Source organism: Thalassospira australica (assembly GCF_044790785.1).
In the GTDB taxonomy this organism is placed as follows: Bacteria; Pseudomonadota; Alphaproteobacteria; order Rhodospirillales; family Thalassospiraceae; genus Thalassospira; species Thalassospira australica_A.
This window is the reverse complement of record NZ_CP085258.1, coordinates 4,509,092-4,524,515: the sequence shown is the minus strand read 5'-3', so window position 1 is coordinate 4,524,515 and position 15,424 is coordinate 4,509,092. Positions and strand designations below refer to the sequence as shown.

The following is a 15,424-nucleotide window of genomic DNA, read 5'->3' as shown; positions in this document are numbered from 1 at the left end:
AATCCGCAAAACAATCATGCAAGACCCGTGACTGTGCCATGGCTCACAATGGCGTCATTGCGATTTCGCAAAACTATCCGATCTGATGAAATGCCAACATGGCAAGAATGACGGCATTGACCACCATAAGCCCCCTGCCGACCGGGGCCATGAAATTGCGAAACCGCCCGGCGGCATATTGACCGATCACACCGGTGACAAACAGTATCGGCACTGTGCCAAGCCCGAATGCCGCCATGACAAATCCGCCACTCAGTGCATTGCTGCCCGCTGCCGCCAGAACCAGTGCGCCGTAAATCAACCCGCAAGGAATAAAACCAAGCATCAGACCCAGCAGATAACCGCGCCAGGTAAAGGGTGCCCCGAATAACGGTTTGATCCGCTCGCCAATCACACGATTCCACCAACGGCCCTTCGCTCCCTTCCGCGACACCAGGTTCGGGAACAATCCGCCCAAATGGGGCACAAGCCCCATGATTCCGAAAACAAGAAAGAATGCCGCCGCACATAAAAGCAGCATCGGCCCCAGCCACCAGATTCTGGTCAAGGCGGTAATGCTGTCGGCAAAAAACCCGGCCATAACGCCAAGCAGGATATAGGTCGTCAGACGCCCGAACTGATACGGCAATAATGCCGCCCCCGTTAACCGCCGAAACTCGCTCATCTTTTCAAGCGGCAGCTTTTCCATGCGCGCCGTGACCTGACTGATCACAAATGGTCCACACATGCCAACACAATGGGTCGCACTTCCGACCAGGCCGGCGATTAATGCGGTTGCCAAAATGCCGCTATCCTCTTGCAGAACAGTCGTGCATTGCGCCCAGCCGCTTTCGATGATGCGGATCAGTATCTGTTGCTCGTCCATGATGCATCCGGTTAATCGGTTGCACCGATTGTGACGCGCCGATCATTTCCAAACAACGATATAGATCAATCAATCCTGTGCAGGATCGGGATCGGAAGGAGTGGTGACCAGTTCAAGAACCTGTTCGAACGGAACATGCCGCACGGCTTTGACATCATCCTGCGGCGAAAGCCAGTTCAGCCGTTCGCGCAGATCGACAACCTTGCCCAGAATGCAAACTGCCGGCGGTTCCACCCCGGCCTTTTCAACATCGTCGGCCGCATTGGCAAGGGTAGTGATCAGAATACCCTGATTGGGTGTCGTCGCCTGATTGATCACCGCAAGCGGTTCATCGCCGGACCGGCCATTTGCCATCAGTTCCGCTGAAATACGGCGCAGATGTTTCATCGCCATATACATCACCAGAACCGGTGCGCCCTTTGCCAGTGCCGCCCAATTGATATTATCGGGTATTTCCCCGCTCGAACCGTGCCCCGTGACAAAGGTCACCGACGAATTGCAATCGCGATGCGTGGTGGGAATACCGGCATAGGCGGCCCCTGCGATCCCGGCCGTGATTCCCGGCACCACACGAAACGGCACGTTATGCTCAACCAGCGTCAGGCCTTCTTCACCGCCGCGCCCGAACACAAACGGATCGCCGCCCTTCAGGCGCAAAACCCGCAAACCCTGTTTGGCATAATCGACAAGCTGCAACGAAATATCGGTTTGCTTTGAAGATGGCCGGCCGCCACGCTTACCGGCATAAACCCGCTTGGCATCGGCCCGCAAAAGATTGAGAATCCGGTCATCCACCAGCGCATCATAGACAACAATATCGGCTTGCTGCATGGCATTGACGGCATGAAGCGTCAGCAAACCGGGGTCGCCCGGACCTGCGCCAACCAGCCAAACCCAACCCGGCTCAAAAACCGGAAAATCAAGACCAAGTGTCGTCATTGCGGGATTCTTTTTCTCGTGCTCATTCTGCCCATCTGTGCGGGACCGGATCATTTGGATATGTTAAACATCATCTTGGTACAAGGTCCAACATATTAATCCGTATTTTTCTCGTTATTTACCTAATACCACATTTATTTTAATGTTTAATAACGAAACCCTGACAAAAAAGCACGTCGCCATAATGATGCTTGACCCAAACCTTCAAAGCCATAAACCGGGATCTCCCGCCGCATGACCCGAAAACCGGACGGACCACTACGCAAGGGATGGACGACGGGGGCCTGTGCCACCGCCGCGACCCGTGCGGCGTGGTATGCCTTGCTGTCCGGCGAATTCCCCGATCCGGTCACCATCACTCTGCCTCGCGGTGAAAACCCGTCTTTTGCTCTGGTCAAGGCCGAAACCGGCGATGGCTGGGCGCGCGCAAGCGTCATCAAGGATGCTGGCGACGACCCCGATGTCACCCACGGGGCGGAAATCATTGCAACAATCCGCCATGGGAAACAGGGGTCCGGCATCAGCTTCCACGCGGGCGAAGGGGTTGGCACAATCACCAAACCCGGCCTGCCAATGCCGGTTGGCGAGGCCGCGATCAATCCCAAACCGCGCGAAATGATGGCGCAGCAGATCATGGAACTGGCAAGCCGATTTAACGTACCTGCCGATGTTGAAATTGAAATTTCCATTCCCGGCGGGCAGGAAATCGCCCTGAAAACCTGGAACCCGCGGCTGGGAATTGTTGGCGGCCTATCCGTTCTCGGAACCACGGGTGTTGTGATCCCGTTCAGTTGTTCGGCATGGATTCACTCCATCCATCGCGGCATTGACGTCGCGCGCGCCACCGGCCGCAAACATGTTGCCGGGGCCACCGGCAAAACATCCGAAGCAGCCATTCGGCAATTTTACAACCTGCCCGAAGAAGCCATCCTTGATATGGGCGACTTTGTTGGCGGTATGCTGAAATATCTGCGCCGTCATCCGGTTGACCATGTCACGATTTCAGGCGGCTTTGCCAAACTGGTCAAATTGGCGCAGGGCCATATGGACCTGCATAGCAGCCGGTCCGAAGTCGACTTTGCCAAACTGGGTGAAACAGTGGCAGCACTTGGCGGTGACGCCAGACTGGTATCGGAAATCACGACGGCCAATACCGCCAAACAGGTTCTGGAACTTTGCACATCCCGAAACGTTGATATAGCAGGAACCATCGCCCGTCAGGCCGGTGAAACCGCTCGAGCCACCATTGACGGTGCATGTGCTATCGAAGTTGTCATTGTGGACCGTGCTGGCAAAATCATTGCACGTGCCGGACATGGTGATTTTGATGCCTTCCTTCCCGCACATCGCGCAAACCCGAACCCTTAAAACGAACAAGAACAGGCTCGCAACATATGATCCCCCGACAAAGCATAACCACACCGCTGAACATTCTTATTTTTGGCGGCACGGGGGATGCCAACCGTATCGCTTCTGATCTGTTGCAGGAATTCGGGTCCGACGTCAGGTTGCAGCTTTCACTTGCCGGGCGTACCAGCGCCCCGCGATTGCCCGACGGCATACCCGTCCGGATCGGCGGGTTTGGCGGGGCCGAAGGGATAATATCCTGGCTTGGGTCGGAAAAAACCGATCTGGTGATCGACGCAACCCACCCTTATGCCACCCAGATTTCCAGTCATATCGCCCAAGCATGTCATGCAGTTGCAACACCCTGCATCCAGTTTCACCGCCCCGCTTGGGAAAAGACCGATCAGGATCACTGGATCATGGTCAAAAGCTTTGCTGACGCGGCAAAAATCCTGCCCGATCATGGCAAACGGGCATTGATTGCGATGGGGCAGAAGGATCTGGCCCATTTCGAGGGGCTCGATAAAACATGGCTTCTTGTGCGCACGGTCGAGTCCCCGAAAGATCCGTTCAATCTGACCCATGGCGACTGGTTGATCGCACGGGGGCCCTTTACGGTCGAGGGCGAGGTCGAACTTCTGCAACGCTACGATATCGACGTCATTGTCAGTAAAAATAGCGGCGGTACAGCCACCGAAGCCAAGATTATTGCGGCACGCGAACTGAATATCCCGATTATCATGGTCGAACGTCCCGGTGCGGCACCCGTCGACCAAGCCGAGCACATACATGAAATAATTGAAAAAGTCAGAAACGCTCTTGCCAGTGCCTGATTTTCAAAGATATTCCTTTTCCCAAATATGGACCTTTCAGGGCGGTCCAGAATTGTGGTCGAGAACGGCAAAAATCGCCGCCGACACCCTGAAATCCGTGAGTGGGAACTGTAATGACCGGCAAAATTGGTTTGCGAGGCAGGTTGATGTTGGCAATTGTGCCAATCGCCTTGCTCGCGGTATGTGCCGCCGCGATGGCGGTGTTTTCTTTCCGAATCACTGAACAACAGCAGAAGATCGTTGCAAACGATGCCATCCCGGCCCTGATTTCCGGGCAGGAGCTTTATTCGCGCAGCGACGCGGTCATCAGCATGGCGCGCGCCGTCGCAAGCGCACGCAACGAGGATCAGGTTGTTGCCGCAACCGCCAATCTTGATGACACTGAAAACGTCATGAACGATCAGATCGCCATGCTGGCGATGCATGGTGTCGATGGCACGATCCTGAACGAATTTTCCAGTCAGACCGGGGAAATGATTGTCAATATCCGGTTGCTGCAAGACACCATGCATGCCTTGTTCGATACCCGCAATGCACATAATTCCATGCTGGGCGATGTCGTGACAGCTGCCAATGCGATTGAACTGGTTGCGCGCGAACTGTCGACCAATGCCAATATGCAGCTCACCAATAATGCCGGCGAGCTTTACGGTCTGGTTGGCGATCCGGAAAAATCCGACAAGGCATTTGAGACGCTCGATAAATTGCTCGACGAAGATGCTTTGATCTCGCAAAACATGGCCGAACTTCGCGCCGTGGCGTTGAAAATCCCCGATCTGTCCCGCATGACCGCCACAGCCGCCAATCAGGAAGACCTTGATCGCATCAAATTCTGGTCAGGGCCCGTCCTGACCCAGATGGAAAGCAGCATCGCGGAAATCCCGCTTGATACGCCGCGCGAAAAGGCACAGGCCGCCTTTAGCGCAATCGAGAACGGACTGAACCCCAATAACGGCAATAACCTGTTCAGCCTGCGTCAAAAGGAAATCGAAAACGAAACGTCGCTTAATGACTTGCTGGCCCAGACGACGGCCACATCGCATGCGATCGGTTCGACAGCCGAACGCCTTCTGACCAGTATGCGCACAAAGATTGATGACGCAAACCGGGGCGTTTCAACAACGATCAGTGCCGCCGAAAAGGCGATGATCGGCGTCGCGGTGGCCGCCATGGTCATCTCGGCCCTGATCATCTGGCTGTATGTGCAGCGCAACCTTCTGGCCCGTCTGATCGGTCTGAGTGCCGCCATGGGTCGCCTGACAGATGGCGATCTTGAAACACCGGTTTCCGACCGTGGCAGTGACGAAATTGCCGACATGGCGGTTGCAGTTGAAACCTTCCGCGAAAATGCCCGCGAAGCCGAACGTCTGCGCGAAGAAAACAAGGTCGCCGAACGCCGCGCCGAAGAACAGCGTCGCGAGGCCCTGCTTGAAATGGCCAACGGCTTTGAAAGTTCGGTCAACGGACTTGTCAGCGAATTGCTGTCCCAGGTTGGTGATATGCGCGATGCCGCCGATAACATGGCTCAAAACGCCGGTGACAACGTTCATCGTGCAATCGAAGTCAGCGAAGCATCCCAGAACGCATCCCAGAATGTCAGTTCCGTCTCGTCCGCAACCGAAGAGCTGTCCGCATCGATTGCTGAAATTGAACGACAGGTTTCCAAAGCTGAAGAAGTATCGCGCGCCGCTGTGTCCGAGGCCCGCAAGTCTGATGAAACCGTGCGCCAGATGTCCGAAACAGCGGATCGTATCGGCGAGGTGATTGAACTGATCACCACCATCGCCGACCAGACCAACCTTCTGGCCCTTAACGCCACCATCGAAGCGGCCAGGGCCGGTGATGCCGGCAAGGGCTTTGCCGTGGTCGCAAATGAGGTCAAGAATCTGGCGTCCCAAACCCAGCGCGCGACCGAGGATATCGGTAAGCAGATCGCCGAAATGCGTTCGGTCAGTACCGAAGCCGTCGAGATGATTTCGACCATTGCGCGCACGATTGGCGAGATCGACAGTATTTCAAGCTCGATTGCAGCCGCCATGCGCCAACAGGGTGCTGCCACCGCCGAAATCGCCAATGGCTCCGAAGAAGCCGCCAACGGTGTCCGTCATGTATCGGAAAACATGATCAACGTTTCGCGCGCTGCCGAGGCGGTTCAGGATATGTCGGGCTCCACCCGCAACACGGTCGAAGAACTTCTGCAAAAGGCACATCGCTTGCAGGACGAGGCCAACAACTTCGTGGCCCGCGTTCGCGCCGGTTAAGAACGAACGCCCGATATCAACAAAAAACCCCCGCCGATACATTTCGGCGGGGGTTTTTTAATTCAATCTGAAAAAAGATTTCGATCAGACAAAGCGACGGAACTCGCCACTTTTGCGCGGCGGGCAGAAACGCTTCAGATAGGTCGGCGCAATCGCTTCGACACTGTTTGGCGTAATGCCAAGCTCGGCAAAACCTTCGGCACCTTCGGAAACGACATTGTCGGTTTTAAGCAACCGAACCTGATCCGGGGTCAAAAGCGGCTTTGGCAGGAATTGCAGGAAAAACGCCTTGATCGACGCCAGCCAGAACGGCACCGGCATCAAGATCGCGCGCTGACGAGTCATCTGCAGAATATCGCGCAGAAGCCCCATGAAGCTGTAGACTTCCGGCCCGCCCAACTCATAAGTCTTGCCCGCCGATTTACCCTCGACCAGTGCGGTCACAAAGGCCTCGGCAACATCGGCAACATAGACTGGCTGGAATTTCGGACCCCCATCGCCCATCATATCGACCTTGCCCTTATCAAGCTCGACCTTCGGCAGGCCCGGCGCGCCGATAACCGGCAGAACCGGCGAATAACGCGCCATGGTGGCAAACTGGTTCAGGAAATTGTCTTCCGGGCCAAAGATGACCGACGGACGGAAAATCACCGCATCCGGAAATGCATCGCGTACGGCCTTTTCACCGGCCAGTTTCGACGTGGCATAAAGCGCATGCGGGTTTTTATCGACACCCAAGGCCGACATATGCAGCAGGGTTTTCACACCGCACGCCTTGGCTTCTTCGGCGATACGCTTGGCCGCTTTGACATGGATATTCATAAAGCTGCTGCTGCCGCGCTGATAAAGAATGCCCAGCAGGTTGATCACCGCTTCCGAACCATTGATGGCATCCTTGATCGAGTCTTCATTGCGGACATCGCAATGGACCGGAACCACCTGACCAAGATAGCCCATCGGCTTCAGTTTCTTGACGCGTTCAAAACTGCGGGTCGGAACGCGGACGATAAAGTCGCGCTCAAGCAGACGTTTGACGATATGACGTCCGACAAACCCGGTGCCGCCAAAAACGGTTACAATACGACGATCCATGCTTGCTCTCTCCTTGCCGGTCGGTAAAGTTGCGATAACCCCGCAATCACGATCCGGCGCTGGTACCATCAGGGCCGAATGCGGTTGGCCCGATCAAAAATTCCTACGCGGTTATATACGACGCACCCCATGCGTCAACAATGCGCTTTCACAGCATATTTGATCCGGTGCCGTTGATTTTGGCCAGTATTTCGTCATGCAAAGCCAGCAAACCGGCCTTGTAATCGATAAAACGCAGCTTCACGCCAAGCTCGGTCTTGATCCGGTCATTGGCAACCCGTTTGTTGTCTTCATAAAAGCTTGCCGCCATCGGACTCAGCTTTGCGACATCAAAATCTTCTTCCGGCGGCGGGTCGACACCCAGCAATCCACAGGCATAGGCAATCACATCCTGTGGCGGTGCGGCATCGTCATCACACACATTATATGCCGCACCAGCATTCGGGTACCGGATCGATGCCAACACCGTCTGTGCAATATCCTCGACATGGATACGTGAAAAAACCTGTCCGGGTTTTACCACCCGGCGCGCCCGGCCCGACCGCACGGTTTCAAGCGCGTTGCGCCCCGGTCCGTAAATTCCGGCCAGACGGAAACTCTGCACGCAAAGACCGTGACGACGCCCCAGATCAAACCATGCCTTTTCAGCTGCAACCCGACGGCGCCCGCGCTTGCCGCTTGGCAAAAGGTCGTCTTCTTCAGTCACGACCGCCCCGTCACGGTCGCCATAAACGCCCGTAGTCGAAAGATAGCCAACCCATGTGCCCTCTGGCAAAGCTGCAAGATCACCCGCATGATGGGCAAGAACCGGATCGCCGTTGCCGCCGGGCGGGGCCGAAATCAGGATATGGGTTACATCGTCAAGCGCGCCCCGAATATCGGCAATCGGCGCATCATCGGAAAAGATATACGGCTCGATCCCTTGGGCGCGCAGTATTTCTGCCTTGTCCGCACTGCGTGTCGTACCGGCAATTTGCCATCCTTCGTCGCGCAAATGATCGGCGACAAAGCGTGCGGAAAATCCCAGTCCAAAGCAGAACAGCTTTTCGGTCATTATCATATCCATATGCCGAGGCGACTAAACAGAGCGTGGAACACTAACGATCAGAACCCCGCATGACAAAAGCTTTCCGGGCCGAAATAGGGAAAGTTTGAAATCACAATCATTTTCTTGCCGCTTTCATGATTTGCAATGCCGCCTTGATAAACCCGATCTGGTCGACATATGCAAAACGCCCCTATGCTGGTCCGGTTCGTCATCCTTATATTCGACGTCAAACTGAAAGGCCCATCATGTCTGAACTGCTTGCACGCAAGTCCTTGCGCGCATCATCCCTGATCCCGATGATCCTGTTTGGCATGGTGATGGTTTCGTTTGGCGTGCCAAGGCACGCCCATGCACAAGGCAGCGGCACAAGCACCGAAGACGAGGCCCGGCAATATCAGGACTGCCTCAAACTCGCACGCCTCAAACCAGAAGACGGTTTTGAAAGTGCCATTGCATGGCGCGATATGGGCGGCGGGGAACCGGCAAAACATTGCGTTGCGGTCGCCCTGATTGCACTTGAAAAATACGAAGAAGCCGCAACCCGCCTTGATGCACTCGCTGATGAAAGCACATCCCCCCAGCAGGTCGTGGCCGGTCTTCTGGCCCAGGCCGGGCAAAGCTGGATGATGGCGGGCAATCTGGAATTTGCCTGGCGCGATCAGTCCCGCGCGCTTGGCATTGTCAAAAATGATCCGACACTTTGGATCGACCGGGCCATGGTTCTTGGCATGGCCGGGCAATATTGGGATTCGATTGACGATCTGAACAATGCGCTCGACCTCGCTCCGGATAATGTCGAAGCCCTGATTTATCGCGGCACAGCGTGGCGCATGCTTGAAACCTACGACCTTGCCATGACCGACATCCAGCGCGCGCTGGAACTTTCCCCCAACAATATTCAGGCACTTTTTGAACGCGCAAACCTGCACCGGATCAACAAAGACAACGATCTTGCGCGACAGGATTATTTAACTGTCATAGAAATTTCAAACGGAACCCCTGTCGCGGATGCAGCAAGAGCGAATATAGAAAAGATGGATGTTCAAACCGGATCGGAATAGGTTCTGATCCGCATTCGATATGTGCCCGCTGGTTCAAGGGACCATATCGCCAGATTTTCAGACCGGGGGACCCCATGCGTCGTTTGATTACCACGACTGCCATTGCCGCATCTGTAACAATGATGCTTGCCGCCAGCACGGCACAGGCCCGCGACCAGATCAGGATTGTCGGATCTTCGACGATCTTTCCGCTGACCACCAAGGTCGCCGAATATTTCGGCAAGACCACCGGTCAATCGGCCCCGGTGGTTGAAAGCACCGGCTCGGGCGGCGGCTTCAAATTATTCTGCGGCGGGATCGGTGCGGAATATCCCGATATTGTCGATGCATCGCGTCAGATCACCGGTTCGGAAACCGCCATCTGTGCCGCCAATTCGGTCAGCCATATCAGCGAAATTAAAATCGGTTACGACGGCATCGTCCTTATGGGGGGACGTAATGCCCCTGCCATGTCATTAACCGCCCGTCATCTTTATCTGGCACTGGCCCGTACTGTCCCGGTTAAGGGTGCGAGCGTTCCCAATCCGAATATCAAATGGTCCGATATCGATGCCGACCTGCCCGATATTCCGATCCGTGTCTATGGTCCGCCGCCGACATCGGGGACTCGCGACCTGATGGGCCAGCTTCTGATGGACAAGGGATGTGCCACTTTCAGCGACATCGCCAGCCTTGAAGCCAGCGACCCGGAAAGCTTCCGCCTGCTGTGCCGCACCATCCGAGAAGACGGTGCCTATATCGCTGCCGGTGAAAATGATCGTCTGGTCATCAGCAAACTTGAGAAAGATCCGAAATCTTACGGCATTATGGGCTTCAACAATCTGGATCGCAATCGCGACACCATGCAGGGTGTATCGATCAATGGCGTTGCCCCCGATTACGATACGATCCTTGACGGCAGCTATCCCGGATCGCGCGCCCTTTACCTGTATGTAAAAGACGATCACCAGCAACTGGTCAGAACGCTTGGCGCGTTTATTTCGACCTATACGTCGGACGCGGTGATCGGCGAGGAGGGCCTGCTTGCCGAAAATGGCTTGGTCCCGCTACCCGATGATGAACGTGCCGACGCCCTTGCCGGGGCACAGAAATTCGCCGGGAACTGAGCCCGCACAAATGAATTGGCAAAACGACCGGGCATCAGTCCGGTCGTTTTGCTATCCAGACCTGATTGGCGGCATATCGCGGCGGGTTGCCTTTGAAATCCGAAAATTCCGATATCGAAACGAAACCTGAAATCTGCAACATCAAGCGCATCTCACTGCGATGAACCCATCGCATGTGATGCCAGCAATCCTCGCATCGCAGAACGTTTCCTGACGGATCGATTTCCTCAAACCGCCAGTGTTCTTCAAACCGCTGGGTCAGGGGATCGCTTGTCCGTTCCATTGCGGTGATCCGCAACCGGCTATCTTTTGCACCGACACCTTCTGGCATCGGAAACAGCGGCAGTTCAACACTTTCGGGGTCACCTTCCGGCAGGCAATAACGCAAATCCGGATCGATCAGATCAATAATCAGCATCCCGCCCGGCCGCAAATGGGCGAAGGCTGCAGCAAGACATCGCTGCTGATCGTTGCCATCGGTGATTTCCTGAAACCCGCGAAACGGAATGATGATCAGGGAAAATTGCCGCCCCAGATCAAAATCGCACATATCCCCCTTGTGCCAGACCATATCGGGATATTTCGCGCGCGCCTGTGCCAGCATCGCGTCGGAAAGATCAAGCCCTTCAACCGCAACACCGGCATCACGAATGGCGGTCGCAATCCGGCCGGTCCCGCAACCCAGTTCAAGAACCGGGCCGCCGGATTTGACGGCAACATCACGATAAAACGGGATCGGATCTTCGAATAATTTGCGATCAAGGTCGGCACGAAGGTCATAGCTGGCGGCGTTAAGGCCACCTTGCGGGTAAAAGCTGTCGACCTTTGAGGAACCCGTCATTCAAAATCCAGATCGGCATAATGCGGGGATGGCGGAAAGCTTGCCTGCCGGTCGGCCAGAATGTCGCGCATCGCAGGTCGGCTTTTGATCCGCATATACCAATCCCTGGCACGCGGATGTTTGGACCAGTTGATGTCGCCCATGTAATCAATGACGGAAATCTGTGCTGCGGCGGCAATATCGGCCATTGTCAGATGCTCCCCCGCCAGCCAATTCCGGCGTTCAAACAGCCAGCCGATATAATCCAGATGATAGGCCGCATTGGTCCGCCCTGCGCGCAGGATTTTGGTATCCGGCGTACCTGTGGCAAAGAAGCGCTTCAACAGCTTTTCGCCCAGCAGATGTTCGGTGACCTCGCGGTTGAACTTGCCGTCAAACCAAGCGACAAGGCGGCGGATTTCCGCACGCTCCTTGGCATCCGAACCCAAAAGCGGCGTGTCGGTATAAACTTCATCCAGATATTCGCAGATCACGGTTGAATCGCACAGGACCGTGCCGTCTTCTTCCTCCAGAACCGGCACTTCCCCCGCCGGGTTCAGCGACAGGAACGCATCGCGCCGCTCCCAGACAGGTTCTGCCTTAAGCTCGAATTCAAGCTTCTTCTCGGCCAGAACCAGACGCACTTTGCGCGAAAACGGTGACAGCCAGAAATGATACAATTGACGCATGGAATTGAAGATACCCAACCAAGGATGAACGTTTCGCAAACCGGGCCGCTTTGGCGGTTTGTCGCCATATGGCGTCTTTGCACCATTCATTACAGGACCGGAATTGCAAATTCTCTCAAACCACGCAAATGTGCCGATGTAAAGGCTTTGTCGCGCCAAACATCACCAATATTGCGCTTTTTATCATCCTGTCATTCTGACCGGCTTTGTGCCAACACCAAAAGCCCGTCTAGATCAAGACACGCTTCGACATGATCGGCCAGTTCATCAAGGGCAGCTTCAATCCCGGCCTCAAAATCGGCACTGCCATCGCGCACCCGCCCGGCAAGCTCCGCCAGATAGGCAGACCGGAACGCATCGCTGCCAAACAGGCCATGCAGATAGCACCCGACAACACGTCCGTCCGCACTTTGCGCGCCATCGACAATCCCGCCGTCAAGGCAAAGCCAGCTTCGGTCGCGATCCGGCCCGGTTGTCTCCCCCATATGGATTTCATAGCCACTGACCGGAATATTGGCCGTAACCCCGCCAAGTCCCGCCAGCCCGGAAGTTTGGCGTAGCGTCTTGTCACCGCCCATCACCGTTTCAACATCAAGCAATCCAAGCCCGGCTTCTGATCCCGCCGCACCTTCGATCCCGTCAGGATCATGCACAATTCGTCCCAGCATCTGATATCCGCCGCAAATGCCAATCACATGACCGCCCCGGCGGTAATGCGCCAGAATGTCGATATCCCAACCCTGCTGTTTCAGGAAACGAAGGTCGGACAAGGTCGATTTGCTGCCCGGCAAAAGCACAAGGTCAATGTCAGCCGGAAGAACCTCGCCCGGTTTAAGAATCAGAAGCTCGACATCCGGCTCGGCCGCAAGTGGATCAAGGTCATCAAAATTCGCAATCCGCGGCAGATGCGGCACTGCGATCCTAATCAGTTTTCCGTCATTTCCAGCCCGCACATAACGCCCGGCTTTTTCAAGCGCCACACCATCTTCTGCTGGCAGACGATTGGCACCCTGCCAGTATGTTGCGATACCGTAACTTTCAAATCCCGTATGGTCGCGGATGATCTGCAAGGCAGGCTCGAACAGCGATACATCGCCACGAAATTTGTTGATGATATAGCCACGCAGCCAGTGACGGTCCCCCTCAGACAGCAGGGCATGCGTCCCCACAATTGATGCGATCACCCCGCCCCGATCAATGTCACCCACCAGCACCACCGGAATTTTTGCCGCCTCGGCAAAGCCCATATTGGCAATATCGGCGGCACGCAGATTAACCTCCGCTGGTGATCCCGCACCTTCGACCAGCACAAGATCGGCATCCTTGGCAACCAGATCGAAGCTTTCAATCACACGCTGCAGCAAATCGCGTTTCAGCCGGTAATAATCCCGCGCCTTGGCACTGGTCAGGACTTTGCCCTGCACCACGACCTGTGCGCCGATGTCACTTTGGGGTTTCAGCAGAACCGGATTCATGTGAACCGACGCAGGCACACCGCACGCCCGCGCCTGTAACGCCTGTGCCCGGCCAATTTCCCCACCATCATCAGTCACGGCCGCATTGTTGGACATGTTTTGTGGCTTGAACGGCCGTACCCGAAGCCCCCGCCGTGCAAAAGCACGGCACAGACCCGCCACCAGCAAGGATTTTCCAACATCCGAGCCGGTACCTTGCAACATTAGGGCAGGAACAGGGCGCACACTCATTCCGGTTACAAAACTTTCCTGTATCTGGCTATGCGCCGAAACGATAAATCAGAACTCGACACCAATCTGTGCCTTGATGCCCTGTTCGCGGAACGGATGTTTGATCATCGTCATCTCGGTCACAAGGTCTGCCGCCTCGATCAGGCTATCGGGCGCATTGCGGCCGGTCAGGACAACGTGCTGATCAGGGAGCTTGTCGGCCAAAGCTGCCAGAACATCATCAAGGGGCAGAAAATCATAGCGCAGAACGATGTTGATCTCGTCGAGGATCACCATCGCAAAGCTTGGGTCGCGCATCATCTCAAGCGCCTTGTTAAAGGCTTCACGCGCCAAAGCCACGTCCTGCGCCCGGTTCTGTGTTTCCCAGGTAAAGCCCGCGCCCATGGCGTGAAATTCGCAAAGATCTGGAAACTTCTTCAAAAGCTTTGCCTCGCCGGTTTCCCAACCACCCTTGATGAACTGCACAACGCCGACTTTCATGTCATGTCCGACACACCGCATCGCCATGCCAAATGCCGACGATGATTTGCCCTTGCCCTTACCGGTATGAACGATGATCAGGCCCTTTTTATCGACCTTCTGCGCCATCATCTTGTCGCGCGCGGCCTTGATCTTCTTCATTTTTTCGTCATGGCGGGCATTCAGGTCGGTATCAGGCGTGTTGTTGTCGGTCATTGCTTCATCCCTTTGCATTTCTGCCGGAACAATGCGGCGAAGCGCGCCCCCGATCAAGGACAGTTTTCTTCGGGTTTCTGATCCAGTTCAAGATGCGCAACGACACCCTGAAAACCGTATTTTCGGGCATCGGGGCAGAACCGGTCCGGATCGGCCCCTTCTTCGATATACTCGACCGCAAAAACCGGCTTTTTCATCTTCGCATAAGGCAAAAACGCGTCCATGAAGCCAAACCGAAAGGATGATTCAAGCAGGGCAAAATCCATCCTGTTGACCAGTTCCGGTACCAGTTCGGCCGCATTCTTCTGCCCGATGGCAAGCCCGCGCGCATGCGCCTGCTCAATCAGCCACCCGATATAGCGAAGCTGATCGGAACGTGTCAGGTCAAACCCGGTTTTCTTGTTTGATCCATCCGTTTCGTAGGCATCGATATTATCCGGCTCGATACCCAGAAAACCCTTTTCCCGGCACAGGTCAAAGCGTGCCTCCATGATATGGGCGAATTGCTCGAACCGGCTGATATCAAGCCAGTTTTCGCCTTCCCACCCCCAATAGGGGTTGCCAATCACATCTTTGGGGAATTGCGCATAATCCTCGTTCCATTCCTCGACCGCACCGACATTGATATAGCAGATCGGAAAAATACCGGCCTCACGCCATTCCCGAACCTGCTCGGCCGCCGTTTCAAACAGATCGCTATCGGTTACGCGGATATTGCTACCGATATCAATATCGCCCTGCAACTGCCAGTGCAGCGGCCCGTTCGGCACAGTTGGCCAGTCATCCGCCGCCGCAATGCCAACCCCCACACCAAATTGCAAAACAAAACCGGCAACGGCAAACAACACGCGCATCAATAACCCCCGGAAAATCAATCTTGCAACTTTGCCCGTCTGGTGGGTGATAGACAACCACCCAAAAGAAAGCGCAGCCGTTTCCAGCCGCGCTCTTGCATCCGTCATGGGTGCGATCCCCGGGAACC

The 15,424-nt window shown here is 55.4% G+C and carries 14 protein-coding genes; 5 read left to right on the top strand and 9 right to left on the bottom strand.

Translation table 11 applies throughout. The features are described from left to right. Positions 1 to 73: 73 nt before the first annotated feature. Together LG297_RS21060 and cobA are read right to left on the bottom strand one after the other, a co-directional pair. Entirely contained in the window at positions 74 to 865 is a 792-nt protein-coding gene (locus tag LG297_RS21060; RefSeq protein WP_404423839.1) for a sulfite exporter TauE/SafE family protein, read from the bottom strand. 69 nt (positions 866 to 934) lie between these two features. After that, complete coding sequence (gene cobA / locus LG297_RS21055; RefSeq protein ID WP_404423837.1) at positions 935 to 1,804, bottom strand: uroporphyrinogen-III C-methyltransferase; 870 nt, start codon at positions 1,802 to 1,804, stop codon at positions 935 to 937. Between the two features lie 234 nt (positions 1,805 to 2,038). Here cobA and LG297_RS21050 point away from each other — a divergent pair, with 234 nt between their 5' ends. From LG297_RS21050 to LG297_RS21040, 3 genes are all read left to right on the top strand, one after another. Beyond that, positions 2,039 to 3,172, top strand: coding sequence for a cobalt-precorrin-5B (C(1))-methyltransferase (locus LG297_RS21050; protein WP_404423835.1), 1,134 nt, complete (start codon positions 2,039 to 2,041; stop codon positions 3,170 to 3,172). A 26-nt stretch (positions 3,173 to 3,198) separates the two neighbouring features. Beyond that, a complete protein-coding gene (locus LG297_RS21045) occupies positions 3,199 to 3,984 on the top strand; it encodes a cobalt-precorrin-6A reductase (protein ID WP_404423833.1) in 786 nt (261 codons plus the stop codon). A 113-nt stretch (positions 3,985 to 4,097) separates the two neighbouring features. Continuing rightward, on the top strand, positions 4,098 to 6,245 hold the full coding sequence (locus tag LG297_RS21040; protein ID WP_404423831.1) for a methyl-accepting chemotaxis protein: 2,148 nt from the start codon (positions 4,098 to 4,100) through the stop codon (positions 6,243 to 6,245). Positions 6,246 to 6,329: 84 nt separating this feature from the next. Here the strand turns inward: LG297_RS21040 and LG297_RS21035 are convergent, their stop codons facing one another. Then, the gene (locus LG297_RS21035) at positions 6,330 to 7,337 is read right to left on the bottom strand and encodes a complex I NDUFA9 subunit family protein (RefSeq protein WP_404423829.1); all 1,008 of its coding nucleotides are present in this window, start codon (positions 7,335 to 7,337) and stop codon (positions 6,330 to 6,332) included. Between the two features lie 148 nt (positions 7,338 to 7,485). Beyond that, positions 7,486 to 8,391 carry an SDR family oxidoreductase gene (locus LG297_RS21030; protein WP_404423827.1) on the bottom strand — a complete coding sequence of 302 codons (906 nt, stop codon included), beginning with the start codon at positions 8,389 to 8,391 and terminating at the stop codon, positions 7,486 to 7,488. 239 nt (positions 8,392 to 8,630) lie between these two features. Here LG297_RS21030 and LG297_RS21025 point away from each other — a divergent pair, with 239 nt between their 5' ends. Both LG297_RS21025 and LG297_RS21020 read left to right on the top strand, forming a co-directional pair. Further along, entirely contained in the window at positions 8,631 to 9,446 is an 816-nt protein-coding gene (locus LG297_RS21025; protein WP_404423825.1) for a tetratricopeptide repeat protein, read from the top strand. Positions 9,447 to 9,520: 74 nt separating this feature from the next. After that, complete coding sequence (locus tag LG297_RS21020; protein ID WP_404423823.1) at positions 9,521 to 10,552, top strand: substrate-binding domain-containing protein; 1,032 nt, start codon at positions 9,521 to 9,523, stop codon at positions 10,550 to 10,552. 34 nt (positions 10,553 to 10,586) lie between these two features. Here LG297_RS21020 and LG297_RS21015 read toward each other — a convergent pair whose 3' ends face one another. From LG297_RS21015 to LG297_RS20995, 5 genes are all read right to left on the bottom strand, one after another. Continuing rightward, positions 10,587 to 11,393 (bottom strand): class I SAM-dependent methyltransferase, encoded by an 807-nt coding sequence (locus LG297_RS21015; RefSeq protein ID WP_404423821.1) that lies wholly within the window; start codon positions 11,391 to 11,393, stop codon positions 10,587 to 10,589. Next, complete coding sequence (locus LG297_RS21010; protein ID WP_404423819.1) at positions 11,390 to 12,061, bottom strand: glutathione S-transferase family protein; 672 nt, start codon at positions 12,059 to 12,061, stop codon at positions 11,390 to 11,392. Before LG297_RS21010 ends, LG297_RS21015 begins: the two co-directional genes overlap by 4 nt. 191 nt (positions 12,062 to 12,252) lie before the next feature. Beyond that, entirely contained in the window at positions 12,253 to 13,767 is a 1,515-nt protein-coding gene (locus LG297_RS21005) for a cobyric acid synthase (RefSeq protein ID WP_404423817.1), read from the bottom strand. Between the two features lie 48 nt (positions 13,768 to 13,815). Continuing rightward, positions 13,816 to 14,442 carry a cob(I)yrinic acid a,c-diamide adenosyltransferase gene (cobO, locus tag LG297_RS21000; protein WP_404423815.1) on the bottom strand — a complete coding sequence of 209 codons (627 nt, stop codon included), beginning with the start codon at positions 14,440 to 14,442 and terminating at the stop codon, positions 13,816 to 13,818. Positions 14,443 to 14,495: 53 nt separating this feature from the next. Beyond that, complete coding sequence (locus tag LG297_RS20995; protein WP_404423813.1) at positions 14,496 to 15,296, bottom strand: endo alpha-1,4 polygalactosaminidase; 801 nt, start codon at positions 15,294 to 15,296, stop codon at positions 14,496 to 14,498. Between the last annotated feature and the right edge of the window lie 128 nt (positions 15,297 to 15,424).